Consider the following 12775-nt stretch of genomic DNA (forward strand, 5'->3'; position numbering starts at 1 on the left):
CTGCTCGCGATGGCGGTGTATCAGTCACCATCAATGTGATTGACCCACCGCCATCGCGAGCAGGCTCGCTCCCACAGGGAACTTCAGCGAACACAAAAACAAAAAAGGCGACCTTCTCAGGTCGCCTTTTTCATTGGGCTATCAGCGTTTACTGAGCGTAAATCTGATCAAAGATCCCACCATCATTGAAGTGCGTCTTCTGCACGGTGCGCCAGTCACCGAAGGTCTTCTCTACCGACAGGAAATCCACTTTCGGGAAGCGGTCGGTGTACTTGGCCAGTACCGCCGGGTCACGCGGACGCAGGTAGTTTGCCGCAGCAATTTCCTGGCCTTCCGGCGACCACAGGTACTTCAGGTATTCCTCGGCTGCTGCGCGGGTGCCTTTCTTCTCGACCACTTTGTCGACCACGGCCACTGGCGGCTCGGCTTCAGCGGAGACGCTCGGGTAGATCACTTCGAACTGATCACGGCCAAACTCGCGGGCAATCATTTCCGCTTCGTTTTCGAAGGTCACCAGCACGTCGCCGAGCTGGTTGGTCATGAAGGTAGTGGTAGCCGCACGACCACCGGTATCCAGCACCGGTGCTTGCTTGAACAGCTTGCCGACGAAGGCCTTGGCCTTGTTCTCGTCACCGCCGTTTTTCAGCACATAACCCCAGGCCGAAAGGTAGGTGTAGCGGCCGTTGCCCGAGGTTTTCGGGTTTGGCACGATCACTTGCACACCGTCCTTGAGCAGATCCGGCCAGTCTTTCAGGGCTTTCGGGTTGCCTTTGCGGACGATGAACACCGTGGCCGAGGTGAACGGCGCGCTGTGGTTCGGCAGCAGGGTGACCCAGTTGTCCGGGACCAGTTTGCCGTTGTCTGCCAGGGCGTTGATGTCGGTGGCCATGTTCATGGTGATGACGTCAGCCGGCAGGCCGTCGATCACGGAACGCGCCTGTTTGCTCGAACCGCCGAAAGACATCTGCAGGGTGATGTTTTCGTTGTGCTCGGCTTGCCAGTGTTTCTGGAAGGCAGCGTTGTAGTCCTTGTAGAAATCGCGCATCACGTCGTAGGAAACGTTGAGCAGGGTCGGTGCAGCCTGAGCCACGCTGGTCAATGCCAGGCCAGCGGCCAGAAGTGAGGCGCCAAAGAGTTTTTTCACTGCGCATTCCTTGTTCTAATTTAAATGTGAGGCAATTTGCCAGCGACTATAACCGGGCTCGTATAGTCCTTTAAAGATTAAAAAGCACTTTGCTTATTCCAGTTTTTTGAACAACACATTGCCGCACCGCGAGCAAAATGCAGCGCCGTGCTCGTGGCTGTTTTTCTTACACACCGGGCAGTCGTGTTGCAACTGTTCGCCACGCATGGCGTTGGCCAGTTCGGCGGTGAAAATCCCGGTTGGCACGGCGATGATCGAGTAACCGGTGATCATCACCAGCGACGAAATCACCTGGCCCAGGGGCGTCTTCGGCACGATGTCGCCGAAGCCGACGGTGGTCAGCGTCACGATAGCCCAGTAGATGCCTTTTGGAATGCTGGTGAAGCCATGCTCCGGGCCTTCGATCACGTACATCAGCGTGCCGAACACCGTGACGAGCGTGCAGACGCTGACCAGAAACACCACGATCTTCTGCTTGCTGCCACGCAGCGCCAACATCAGGTAATTGGCTTGCTTGAGGTACGGACTGAGCTTGAGCACACGGAAAATCCGCAGCATCCGGATGATCCGGATAATCAGCAGGTACTGCGCATCGGCGTAATACAGCGCGAGGATACCGGGCACGATCGCCAGCAGATCCACCAGCCCGTAGAAGCTGAAGGCATAACGCAGCGGCTTGGGTGAACAGTACAGGCGCAGGCCATATTCGATGGCGAAAATGACCGTGAAGCCCCACTCGATGTACGCCAACACGTTGGCGTAGTTCTGATGAATCGTGTCGATGCTGTCGAGCATCACGATGACGATGCTGGCGAGGATGATCAACAGCAGAATGCCGTCGAAGCGCCGCCCGGCCTTGGTGTCGCTCTGGAAAACCATGACGTAAAGGTCTTCACGCCAGTTTTTGCTGCTGTCCATGGATAACGCCTGAATCGAGAATCAGCGCAGCCTAGGGTGATTCTCCTCCAGAGTGCAAGGCGTACCGGCGACGGTGGTTTTGCCGAACATTTGCATAACCGTGCGGATCAGCCAGCAGGCGAGGATAAACGGCGCGGTCAGCGTTGGCAGACCGATGGCGGCAAACACCGGCGTCAGCAACAGCGCCGCTGCGATGCCGATGAGCGGCAGCCACGGTTGCTGGCGCTGCGAGCTTAGGGCGAGGGCGGCGAGTACGGCGTTATAGCCACCGAGGCCGATCAATGCGCTATAGAAATCTTGATGCAGCAGGCTCCAGCCCATGCCCGCGACAGACGCCAGCATCGCCCAGCAGAATGCGCGGCGATCAGCGATCAGCAAACCCACGGCAATCATCGCACCGGCCAGCGGATGACCGAGGAACATCACTTGGCCGAGGCCTTTCAGGGGGGCGAGGAGCATGTTCAACGCACTGACTTCGATCAAATGGGCTTCGGTCGAGGGGGTGGCGAAGCACAGCAGCAACCAGCCCAATCCCACGAAAGGCGCCGTATAGGCCGGCAGGTATTGGCTGACCCGGATGCGTTTGAGCCACTGCTGAGTGAGCATCGCACTCAATCCGCCCGCAGCAATGATCAGCGGCGGCAACAGCGCGGACCAGGGGAAATACAGGCTCAGCAGCAAACCGAGCAGGACACCGTTGTAACTGAACAGCCCGGCCTGACGATCGGCCTTGGCGTAGTGGCGACGTTGCGCGGTGAGCAAACCGGCGACACCGCCCAGCAACGCACCGCCGAGCAGGGCCGGTGCGGTGAATAGAATGGCGAGCAGGCACAACAGACCAAACAGCGGATGGCGCTGGAGGAAAATCTGGCTGAAGCCGTTGAGCAGGGCAGTCGCCCAATCGGGGCAGTGGGTGTTGAAGTGGTTGGCAGGCATGATGAAGTCTGTGGGTGTTTCAGTGAAACCGAGTCGCCAGCATCGCCAGCAGGCTGGCTCCCACACTGAATCTGCGTTCAGTCTTGATTTCGTTATCGACACAAAACCAATGTGGGAGCCAGCCTGCTGGCGATGAGGCCGGTATGGGCGCTCTAGATCAACGTCTCGATACGCAAAGAGTTAGTCGACCCAGGCTGCCCAAACGGCACACCCGCCGTGATCAATAACGTGTCCCCGCGCTGCGCCATGCCCTGCGCCTGCGCAATCTCCAGCGCTGTCGAGCACACTTCATCCACCTGGCGCAGACGATCATTGACCACCGAATGCACCCCCCAAGCCACGGTCAAGCGGCGGGCGGTCTGCAGGTTCGGCGTCAGGTTCAGAATTGGCACCGTCGGCCGTTCCCGCGCCGCCCGCAGACTCGACGTGCCGGACTCGCTGTAGTTCACCAGCACCGCCACCGGCAACACGTTACTGATGCGACGAATCGCACAGCTGATCGCATCGGAAACGGTCGCCTCGGCTTTCGGCCGGCTGACGTCCAGTTGCGTCTGATAGTCCGGACCGTTTTCCACCTGGCGGATGATCTTGCTCATCATCTGCACAGCTTCTATCGGGTATTCGCCGGACGCGGTTTCTGCCGACAGCATCACCGCATCGGCACCTTCGGCCACGGCGTTGGCCACATCGGTGACTTCGGCGCGGGTCGGGGCCGGGGAGAAACGCATCGACTCCAGCATCTGCGTCGCCACCACCACCGGTTTGCCGAGTTGGCGGCAGATGCTGATGATGTTCTTCTGAATCTGCGGCACGCTTTCGGCGGGCACTTCGACGCCGAGGTCGCCACGGGCAACCATGATCGCGTCGCTCAATTCGGCGATTTCCCGCAGTTGCGTGACCGCCGACGGCTTCTCGATCTTGGCCATCAAAAACGCTTTGTCGCCGATCAGTTCACGCGCTTCGCGAATGTCTTCCGGGCGCTGCACGAACGACAGCGCGACCCAATCCACGCCCAACTCCAGACCGAAAGTCAGATCGCGACGATCCTTGGCCGTCAGCGGGCTCAACTCCAGCACCGCTTGCGGCACGTTCACGCCTTTGCGGTCCGAGAGTTCGCCGCCATTGAGCACCGTGGTGTCGATTGCGTCGGCGTATTTGGTGACCACGCGCAGTCGCAGTTTGCCGTCGTCGAGCAGCAAGTCCATGCCCGGCTCCAGCGCGGCGATGATTTCCGGGTGCGGCAGGTTGACCCTGCGTTGATCGCCCGGCGTCGGGTCCAGGTCCAGGCGCAGGGCCTGACCGCGATGCAACTGCACCTTGCCTTCGGCGAACTTGCCGACCCGCAGTTTCGGGCCTTGCAGGTCCATCAGGATCCCGAGCGGATAATTCAGTTGGCGCTCGACTTCACGAATCCATTGATAGCGTTGAGCGTGGTCGGCGTGATCGCCGTGGCTGAAGTTCAGGCGGAAGATGTTGACCCCGGCCTGCACCAACTCGCGGATGTCTTCGATCCCGTCGGTGGCCGGGCCGAGGGTGGCGAGGATTTTGACCTTTTTATCAGGCGTCATTTTTTGTGCTCTCGAGAATCAGGATGGCGCGGAAGTCGTTGACGTTGGTGCGGGTCGGCTCGGTGACGATCAACGCGTCGAGCGCCGCGAAATAGCCGTAGCCATTGTTGTTGTCGAGTTCATCACTGGCGCTCAAACCGAGGGCGGCGGCGCGGGCGTAGCTGTCCGGGGTCATGATCGCCCCGGCATTGTCTTCGGAGCCGTCGATGCCATCGGTGTCGCCGGCCAGCGCGTAGACGCCGGGCAAGCCTTTGAGGCTGTCGGTCAGGCTCAGGAGGAATTCGGCGTTGCGTCCGCCGCGACCATTGCCGCGTACGGTGACCGTGGTTTCACCGCCCGAAAGGATCACGCACGGCGCCGCCAATGGCTGGCCATGCAGGACCACTTGCCGCGCGATGCCGGCGTGAACCTTGGCCACTTCGCGGGATTCGCCTTCCAGGTCGCCGAGGATCAGCGGACTGAAACCGGCCTGACGGGCTTTCACTGCAGCGGCTTCAAGCGACTGTTGCGGGCGGGCGATCAATTGGAAATGACTGCGCGCCAGGCTCGGGTCGCCGGGTTTGACCGTCTCCGATTCCGGGCTTTGCAGCCAGTTGCGCACCGACGCCGGGACTTCAATGTCGTAGCGCTTGAGGATTGCCAGCGCTTCGGCGGAGGTGCTCGGGTCGGCCACGGTGGGGCCGGAAGCGATGACCGTGGCGAGGTCGCCCGGTACATCGGAAATCGCATAGGTATAAACAGTGGCGGGCCAGCAGGCTTTACCGAGACGGCCGCCCTTGATCGCCGAGAGGTGCTTGCGCACGCAGTTCATCTCGCCGATGGTCGCGCCGGATTTGAGCAGGGCTTTGTTGATCGATTGCTTGTCGGCGAGCGTGATGCCTTGGGCCGGAAGGGCGAGCAACGCAGAACCGCCACCGGAGAGCAGAAAGATGACGCGGTCGTCTTCGCTCAGGTTGCTGACCAGATCCAGCACACGCTTGGCGACGGCCAGGCCAGCGGCGTCCGGCACCGGGTGAGCGGCTTCGACGACTTCGATTTTTTCGCACGGGGCGCCGTGACCGTAACGCGTCACCACCAGGCCGGACACTTCACCCTGCCAGCAGCGCTCGACCACTTGGGCCATGGCGGCGGCGGCTTTGCCGGCGCCGATGACGATCACGCGACCGCTGCGGTCAGTGGGCAAATGAGCTTCGAGGACTTGCTGCGGATGGGCCGCGTCAATGGCTGTGGCAAACAGCTCACGCAGGAATTGTTGCGGATCGACCGACATGGCGGGCTCCCGGATTTTCTTGTTATTTGAAGGGCAACTCGGCCCCTTGTGGGAGCTAGCCTGCTAGCGATTCAGGCGCTGAGGTCTACCAGACACACCGCGTCGATTTCATCGCTAGCAGGCTAGCTCCCACAGGGTCAGACAGAGACTTAGTTCTTATCGCGAATCGAGAAATTCGCCATGTGCTCCAGGCCTTTGATCAGCGCCGAGTGGTCCCAGTTGCTGCCACCGATGGCCGCGCAGGTGCTGAACACTTGCTGGGTGTTGGCGGTGTTTGGCAGGTTGATGTTCAGCTCTTTGGCGCCTTGCAGGGCCAGGTTCAGGTCCTTCTGGTGCAGGCTGATGCGGAAGCCTGGGTCGAAGGTGCCCTTGATCATGCGTTCGCCATGCACTTCGAGGATTTTCGACGAAGCGAAACCGCCCATCAGCGCTTCACGCACCTTGGCTGGATCGGCACCGTTTTTCGAAGCGAACAGCAGGGCTTCGGCCACGGCCTGAATGTTCAGCGCGACGATGATCTGGTTCGCCACTTTCGCGGTTTGACCGTCGCCGTTACCGCCCACCAGGGTGATGTTCTTGCCCATCGCCTGGAACAGCGGCAAGGCGCGTTCGAAGGCATCGGCATCGCCGCCGACCATGATGCTCAGGGTCGCAGCCTTGGCACCGACTTCACCGCCGGACACCGGCGCGTCGAGGTACTGCGCGCCTTTTTCGTTGATCTTGGCCGCGAAGGCTTTGGTGGCGGTAGGCGAGATCGAGCTCATGTCGATGACGACTTTGCCCTTGCCGACACCGGCCGCAATGCCGTCGGCACGGAACAGCACGTCATCGACCTGCGGGGTATCCGGCACCATGACGATGATGAATTCAGCTTCTTGCGCGACTTCTTTCGGGTTCGCCAGGGCGACAGCGCCACCGGCGATCAGGTCGGCAGGCGCGGCATCGTGGTGCGCCGACAGGAACAGGCTGTGACCGGCTTTCTGCAGGTTCAACGCCATTGGGTGGCCCATGATGCCGGTGCCGATAAATCCGATTTTAGCCATGAGAAAATCCTCTTGTTTTTATTGCTCTGTTCGCAAAATTCGTGGGTGTCAGCGAGGGCGCCTTCGCGGGCAAGCCTCGCTCCTACAGGGGCAGGGTTGTTCGTAGGAGCGAGGCTTGCCCGCGAAGAACGATGACGCGGTTTTCGATCAGATCGCGTTATGGGTTTTCAGCCAGCCCAGGCCTGCTTCGGTGGTGGTCAGCGGCTTGTATTCGCAACCGACCCAACCCTGATAACCAATCCGGTCCAGGTGTTCGAACAGGAAGCGGTAATTGATTTCACCAGTGCCTGGTTCGTTGCGCCCCGGGTTGTCCGCCAATTGCACGTGATTGATTTCACTGAGGTGCGATTGCAGGGTGCGGGCCAGGTCGCCCTCCATGATTTGCATGTGATAGATGTCGTATTGCAGGAACAGATTGGCGCTGCCGACCTGTTCGCGAATCGACAGGGCTTGCGCCGTGTTGTTCAGGTAGAACCCTGGGATGTCGCGGGTGTTGATCGCTTCCATCACCAGTTTGATGCCCGCCGCTTGCAGCTTGTCGGCCGCGTACTTGAGGTTGGCGACAAAGGTTTTTTCCACGGTGGCATCGTCGACACCTTGTGGACGAATACCGGCCAGGCAGTTGACCTGGGTGTTGCCCAGCACTTGCGCATAGGCGATCGCCAGATCGACCCCGGCGCGGAACTCTTCAACCCGGTCCGGCAGGCACGCGATACCGCGTTCGCCCTTGGCCCAGTCACCGGCCGGCAGGTTGAACAACACCTGGGTCAGACCGTTGGCGTCGAGCTTGGCCTTGATCTCGGCGGAGCTGAAATCGTAAGGGAACAGGTATTCGACACCACTGAAGCCGGCCTTGGCGGCCGCTTCGAAACGGGCGAGAAAGTCCTGTTCGGTGAACAGCATGGACAGGTTGGCTGCGAAACGCGGCATGGTGGTCTCCCGTAAATGTGTGAGCTCCCTCTGTAGGAGCGAGGCTTGCCCGCGAAGACGTTGTGTCAGTCGGCATCAATGTTGAATGGCACGACGCCTTCGCGGGCAAGCCTCGCTCCTACAGGGGGGAGGCGGTCAGCTGTTAATCAAGCAGCGAAATCGCGGTCGGCGCATCGTTGCCGACCAGCGCCAGGTCTTCGAATTCGTTGACGGCGTTGATCTCGGTGCCCATGGAAATGTTGGTCACGCGCTCCAGAATAATCTCGACGATCACCGGCACCTTGAACTCCTCGATCAGCTCCTGGGCCCTGCGCAGTGCAGGCTGGATCTGAGCCGGTTCGAACACACGCAGCGCCTTGCAACCGAGGCCTTCGGCAACCGCGACGTGGTCAACACCGTAACCGTTGAGTTCCGGAGCGTTCAGGTTATCGAAGGACAGCTGCACGCAGTAGTCCATGTCGAAACCGCGCTGGGCCTGACGAATCAGCCCCAGGTACGAATTGTTTACCACAACGTGGATGTACGGCAGCTTGAACTGCGCGCCCACCGCCAATTCTTCGATCATGAACTGGAAGTCATAGTCGCCCGACAGCGCCACAACCTTGCGGTTCGGATCGGCCTTGACCACGCCCAGTGCAGCCGGAATGGTCCAGCCCAGCGGGCCGGCCTGACCGCAGTTGATCCAGTGACGCGGCTTGTAGACGTGCAGGAACTGCGCGCCGGCAATCTGCGACAGACCGATGGTGCTGACGTAGCAGGTGTCTTTGCCGAACACCTGGTTCATCTCTTCGTAAACGCGCTGCGGTTTGACCGGCACGTTGTCGAAGTGCGTCTTGCGTTGCAGGCTGGCTTTGCGCTGCTGGCAGTCTTGCAGCCAGGCGCTGCGGTTTTTCAGTTTGCCGGCGGCTTGCCATTCGCGGGCGACTTCGATGAACACGGTCAGCGCGGCAGCGGCGTCGGAGACGATGCCCAGGTCCGGGTTGAACACGCGGCCGATTTGCGTCGGCTCGATGTCAACGTGAATGAACTTGCGGCCTTCGGTATACACGTCGATCGAGCCGGTGTGGCGGTTGGCCCAACGGTTACCGACGCCCAGTACCACGTCGGACTTCAGTAGGGTGGCGTTGCCGTAACGGTGCGAAGTCTGCAAGCCCACCATGCCGACCATCAACGGGTGATCGTCCGGGATCGTGCCCCAGCCCATCAGGGTCGGGATCACCGGAATGCCGGTCAGCTCGGCGAATTCCACCAGCAACTCGCTGGCGTCGGCATTGATGATGCCGCCACCGGCGACCAGCAATGGACGCTCGGCCTGATCGAGCATGGCCAGGGCCTTCTCGATTTGCACGCGGTTAGCGGTTGGCTTGGCCAGTGGCAGCGGTTCGTAGGCGTCGATGTCGAATTCGATTTCGGCCATCTGCACGTCGAACGGCAGGTCGATCAGCACTGGGCCTGGACGGCCGGAGCGCATTTCGTAGAAGGCTTTCTGGAACGCATACGGCACCTGGCCCGGTTCCATGACAGTGGTCGCCCACTTGGTCACTGGCTTGACGATGGTGGTGATGTCGACAGCCTGGAAGTCTTCCTTGTGCATACGGGCGCGGGGTGCTTGCCCGGTGATGCACAGAATCGGGATCGAGTCGGCCGAGGCGCTGTAGAGCCCGGTGACCATGTCAGTACCGGCCGGGCCGGAAGTGCCGATGCACACGCCGATGTTGCCGGCCTTGGTGCGGGTGTAGCCCTCGGCCATGTGCGACGCGCCTTCAACGTGTCGAGCGAGGACGTGATCGATGCCGCCGACCTTTTGCAGGGCGGAGTACAACGGGTTGATGGCGGCACCGGGGATGCCAAAAGCGGTATCAACCCCTTCGCGGCGCATCACCAGAACGGCGGCTTCGATTGCTCTCATTTTGCTCATGGTTTTGTGCCTCTTACGTTTTGTAATTGTATACAAGTGGCTTTGCGCAGAGTGTATTCACGGCGGACGGCGCAGGTCAATCCATTTTCTCAAGCGACTGTTTTATTCGTCGGAAGCCTGTTCTGCTGTGGCTTTTCGTCGCATGTGGCGCTTTTCGATAATTATTGTATACAAAAAAATAACTCATTGTGTTCTATTTGTTGCATCGGGCTGCGATGAAAACGCGCAGTCCTTCCGCTTTCCCTATAACAAAATGAGGACGGCACCATGAGCGCTTTAACCTTGAAAGTGGCAGTCAACCTGACCAGTCAGGCCATCTCCGCCGCGCGTGCAATCAACGCGGCCCCTTTGACCATCGCCGTGCTGGATGCCGGCGGACACCTGGTTTCCCTGCAACGCGAAGACGGCGCCAGCCTGCTTCGGCCACAAATCGCCATCGGCAAAGCCTGGGGCGCCATTGCGCTGGGCAAAGGCTCACGCCTGCTGGCGCTGGACGCCCAGCAACGCCCGGCGTTTATCGCGGCATTGAACAGCCTGGGGCAGGGCAGCGTGGTGCCGGCACCGGGCGGTGTGTTGATTCGGGATCAGGACGGCAATGTGCTGGGAGCTGTGGGCATCAGCGGGGATCTGTCGGATGTTGATGAGCAGTGTGCGATCAATGCGATCGAGGCGTTGGGGTTGAAGGCGGATGCGGGGGTGAGTGCTTGATCTTCAGCGTCTGAACAAATGTCATCGTTGGCAAGTCGAATCGTCGCACCGCAGCTCCCACAATGACTGTCGGTATTCACATATTTTGCGGACACCGACAGACCCTGTGGGAGCTGGCTTGCCAGCGATTGCTATCTGCCAGACACATCCAGCTAAAAGTGTGTATCACCGCTCAGTGTTTCCAGGTCTAGCCTCTTCATGAACTCATCATGAGAGAGGCAAAGGAATGCCCAGTTTTCCCGCATCACATCGCCTGCGAGCCGGCCGCTATGCCGAGCCCAATCGAATTTATTTACTGACCACCAACACTCTGGATCGCGAGCCGATCTTTGCCGACTTCGCGTTAGGTAGATTGGTCGTTAACCAATTCTGCCGGGCACAAAATCTCGGATTGGCAAAGTCATTGGCTTGGGTCGTCATGCCCGATCATTTTCATTGGCTGGTCGAATTGGAAAACTGTTCGCTTAGAAAGCTGATGCGCCAGACTAAATCCCTAATTACGAGGGAGGTGAATTTTTCGATTGGTAGAGGTGGACCGCTTTGGCAGCAGGGTTATCACGACCGAGCGTTGAGGCGGGAGGAGGATTTGGTGAAATTGGCCCGGTATGTCGTGGCAAACCCGTTGCGGGCGGGGCTTGTTGAAAAGCTTGGCGACTATCCGCTGTGGGATGCCATCTGGATTTGAGTCGGCACCGAGTCGCCTTCATCGCTGGCAAGCCAGCTCCCACAGGTTTCTCTGTTGAGTTCAAATACTGTGGACGACACAAATCCCTGTGGGAGCTGGCTCGCCAGCGATGGCCGCACCGCGGTCCATCAGTCTGGCTCACACCCTTTAAGCACCAACCGGATAATCGTCTGCGCCGCCGCTTCATAATCCTCTTCATCCAGCTTCGCCTTGCCGGTGATGGCTGTAATCTGCCAGTCAAAGTCGGCATAGGTCTGGGTCGCGGCCCAGATGCTGAACATCAGGTGGTTGGGGTCGATGGGGGCGATCTGCCCGCGGTCGATCCAGGTCTGGATGCAGTCGATGTTGTGTTTCGCCTGGCTGTTCAGTTGTTCGACCAGGTCGGCGCTCAGGTGCGGGGCGCCGTGCATGATTTCGCTGGCGAACACCTTGGAGGCGAAGGGCAAGTCGCGGGAGATGCGGATTTTCGAGCGAATGTAGCCGCTCAGCACTTCGCTGGGCACGCCGTCGGCGTTGAACGGCGTCGAGGCCTGCAGAATCGGCTCGATGATGCTTTCCAGAACCTCGCGGTAGAGGTTTTCCTTGGATTTGAAGTAGTAATAGACGTTGGGCTTGGGCAATCCCGCCTTGGCTGCGATGTCACTGGTTTTGGTCGCAGCGAAGCCCTTGTCGGCAAATTCTTCACTGGCGGCACGCAGGATCAGTTCTTTGTTGCGCTCGCGGATAGTGCTCATAAACCAGGTGGTTCCTTGCCTGTTCTGGCGGTTGCGCATGGTAGCACCGGCCTCGCGCGGCGCTCAAGAATGCCCCATGTGGTGCTCGGCCGCGCTATGCTGCGCAGCATTCATTCCAGAAGGACACCTGATTCATGGCAGGAAGCAGTTTACTGTTGCTGATCGACGACATTGCCGCGGTACTCGACGATGTGGCGTTGATGACCAAAATGGCCGCCAAGAAAACCGCCGGCGTGCTCGGCGACGATCTGGCGCTCAATGCCCAGCAGGTCAGCGGCGTACGTGCCGAACGGGAAATCCCGGTCGTTTGGGCAGTGGCGAAGGGCTCGTTTCTCAACAAACTGATTCTGGTGCCGTCAGCGCTGGCGATCAGTGCATTCATTCCGTGGCTGGTCACGCCGTTGCTGATGGTCGGCGGCGCCTACCTGTGTTTCGAAGGTTTCGAAAAACTTGCGCACAAATTCCTGCACAGCAAGGCTGAAGACCAGGCCGAGCATGCGGAGCTTGTCGAGGCTGTGGCCGACCCGGCGGTGGATCTGGTGGCGTTCGAAAAGGACAAGATCAAGGGCGCCATCCGTACCGACTTCATTCTCTCTGCCGAAATCATCGCCATCACCCTCGGCACCGTGGCCGATGCGTCGCTGACCCAGCAAGTCATCGTGCTGTCGGGCATTGCCATCGTCATGACCATCGGCGTCTACGGCCTGGTAGCCGGCATCGTCAAGCTCGATGACCTCGGTCTGTGGCTGACCCAGAAACCCGGCCAGATGGCCAAAAGCATTGGCGGCGGGATTCTGCGTGCGGCGCCGTACATGATGAAAAGCCTGTCGGTGATCGGGACGGCGGCGATGTTCCTGGTCGGTGGCGGGATTCTCACTCACGGCGTGCCGGTGGTTCATCACTGGATTGAAAGTGTCAGCG

The 12775-nt window shown here is 59.8% G+C and carries 12 protein-coding genes; 3 read left to right on the plus strand and 9 right to left on the minus strand.

Translation table 11 applies throughout. The annotated features are described in order from the left end of the window. Nucleotides 1-148: 148 nt before the first annotated feature. From KGB25_RS29735 to gcl, 8 genes are all read right to left on the minus strand, one after another. Nucleotides 149-1144, minus strand: a complete 996-nt coding sequence (locus KGB25_RS29735) for a sulfate ABC transporter substrate-binding protein (protein WP_008039863.1) — start codon at nucleotides 1142-1144, stop codon at nucleotides 149-151. A 93-nt stretch (nucleotides 1145-1237) separates the two neighbouring features. Next, a complete protein-coding gene (locus tag KGB25_RS29740) occupies nucleotides 1238-2062 on the minus strand; it encodes an ion transporter (protein WP_008039865.1) in 825 nt (274 codons plus the stop codon). A 21-nt stretch (nucleotides 2063-2083) separates the two neighbouring features. Beyond that, on the minus strand, nucleotides 2084-2998 hold the full coding sequence (locus tag KGB25_RS29745) for an urea transporter (protein WP_008026785.1): 915 nt from the start codon (nucleotides 2996-2998) through the stop codon (nucleotides 2084-2086). A gap of 152 nt (nucleotides 2999-3150) precedes the next feature. Continuing rightward, complete coding sequence (pyk, locus tag KGB25_RS29750; protein WP_008039869.1) at nucleotides 3151-4566, minus strand: pyruvate kinase; 1416 nt, start codon at nucleotides 4564-4566, stop codon at nucleotides 3151-3153. Further along, nucleotides 4556-5836, minus strand: coding sequence for a glycerate kinase (locus KGB25_RS29755; RefSeq protein ID WP_008026780.1), 1281 nt, complete (start codon nucleotides 5834-5836; stop codon nucleotides 4556-4558). The genes pyk and KGB25_RS29755 overlap by 11 nt, the downstream gene beginning before the upstream one ends. 149 nt (nucleotides 5837-5985) lie before the next feature. After that, complete coding sequence (locus tag KGB25_RS29760) at nucleotides 5986-6879, minus strand: 2-hydroxy-3-oxopropionate reductase (RefSeq protein WP_008039871.1); 894 nt, start codon at nucleotides 6877-6879, stop codon at nucleotides 5986-5988. A gap of 147 nt (nucleotides 6880-7026) precedes the next feature. After that, on the minus strand, nucleotides 7027-7809 hold the full coding sequence (hyi, locus tag KGB25_RS29765; RefSeq protein WP_192226085.1) for a hydroxypyruvate isomerase: 783 nt from the start codon (nucleotides 7807-7809) through the stop codon (nucleotides 7027-7029). Between the two features lie 142 nt (nucleotides 7810-7951). Next, a complete protein-coding gene (gene gcl / locus KGB25_RS29770; protein ID WP_008026775.1) occupies nucleotides 7952-9727 on the minus strand; it encodes a glyoxylate carboligase in 1776 nt (591 codons plus the stop codon). 267 nt (nucleotides 9728-9994) lie between these two features. On the opposite strand from gcl, the gene KGB25_RS29775 reads away from it, so the two are divergent. Both KGB25_RS29775 and KGB25_RS29780 read left to right on the plus strand, forming a co-directional pair. Then, nucleotides 9995-10435, plus strand: a complete 441-nt coding sequence (locus KGB25_RS29775) for a GlcG/HbpS family heme-binding protein (RefSeq protein WP_223437924.1) — start codon at nucleotides 9995-9997, stop codon at nucleotides 10433-10435. Nucleotides 10436-10661: 226 nt separating this feature from the next. After that, nucleotides 10662-11120, plus strand: coding sequence for an REP-associated tyrosine transposase (locus KGB25_RS29780; protein WP_223437926.1), 459 nt, complete (start codon nucleotides 10662-10664; stop codon nucleotides 11118-11120). Between the two features lie 128 nt (nucleotides 11121-11248). On the opposite strand, the gene KGB25_RS29785 is transcribed toward KGB25_RS29780, so the two are convergent. Further along, entirely contained in the window at nucleotides 11249-11854 is a 606-nt protein-coding gene (locus KGB25_RS29785) for a TetR/AcrR family transcriptional regulator (RefSeq protein ID WP_008039884.1), read from the minus strand. Nucleotides 11855-11988: 134 nt separating this feature from the next. Between KGB25_RS29785 and KGB25_RS29790 the strand changes: the two genes are divergently transcribed. After that, the coding region (locus KGB25_RS29790; RefSeq protein WP_223437928.1) for a DUF808 domain-containing protein at nucleotides 11989-12775 on the plus strand (787 nt) is incomplete at its 3' end.

It is taken from the genome of Pseudomonas sp. BF-RE-21 (assembly GCF_019947305.1).
GTDB lineage: Bacteria > Pseudomonadota > Gammaproteobacteria > Pseudomonadales > Pseudomonadaceae > Aquipseudomonas > Aquipseudomonas migulae.

What these genes read in the sequence shown, in the direction of transcription:
- KGB25_RS29740 (WP_008039865.1), bottom strand. Translation starts at nt 2,062, where the DNA reads ATGGACAGCAGCAAAAACTGGCGTGAAGACCTTTACGTCATGGTTTTC.
- KGB25_RS29745 (WP_008026785.1), bottom strand. Translation starts at nt 2,998, where the DNA reads ATGCCTGCCAACCACTTCAACACCCACTGCCCCGATTGGGCGACTGCC.
- pyk (WP_008039869.1), bottom strand. Translation starts at nt 4,566, where the DNA reads ATGACGCCTGATAAAAAGGTCAAAATCCTCGCCACCCTCGGCCCGGCC.
- KGB25_RS29755 (WP_008026780.1), bottom strand. Translation starts at nt 5,836, where the DNA reads ATGTCGGTCGATCCGCAACAATTCCTGCGTGAGCTGTTTGCCACAGCC.
- KGB25_RS29760 (WP_008039871.1), bottom strand. Translation starts at nt 6,879, where the DNA reads ATGGCTAAAATCGGATTTATCGGCACCGGCATCATGGGCCACCCAATG.
- hyi (WP_192226085.1), bottom strand. Translation starts at nt 7,809, where the DNA reads ATGCCGCGTTTCGCAGCCAACCTGTCCATGCTGTTCACCGAACAGGAC.
- gcl (WP_008026775.1), bottom strand. Translation starts at nt 9,727, where the DNA reads ATGAGCAAAATGAGAGCAATCGAAGCCGCCGTTCTGGTGATGCGCCGC.
- KGB25_RS29775 (WP_223437924.1), top strand. Translation starts at nt 9,995, where the DNA reads ATGAGCGCTTTAACCTTGAAAGTGGCAGTCAACCTGACCAGTCAGGCC.
- KGB25_RS29780 (WP_223437926.1), top strand. Translation starts at nt 10,662, where the DNA reads ATGCCCAGTTTTCCCGCATCACATCGCCTGCGAGCCGGCCGCTATGCC.
- KGB25_RS29785 (WP_008039884.1), bottom strand. Translation starts at nt 11,854, where the DNA reads ATGAGCACTATCCGCGAGCGCAACAAAGAACTGATCCTGCGTGCCGCC.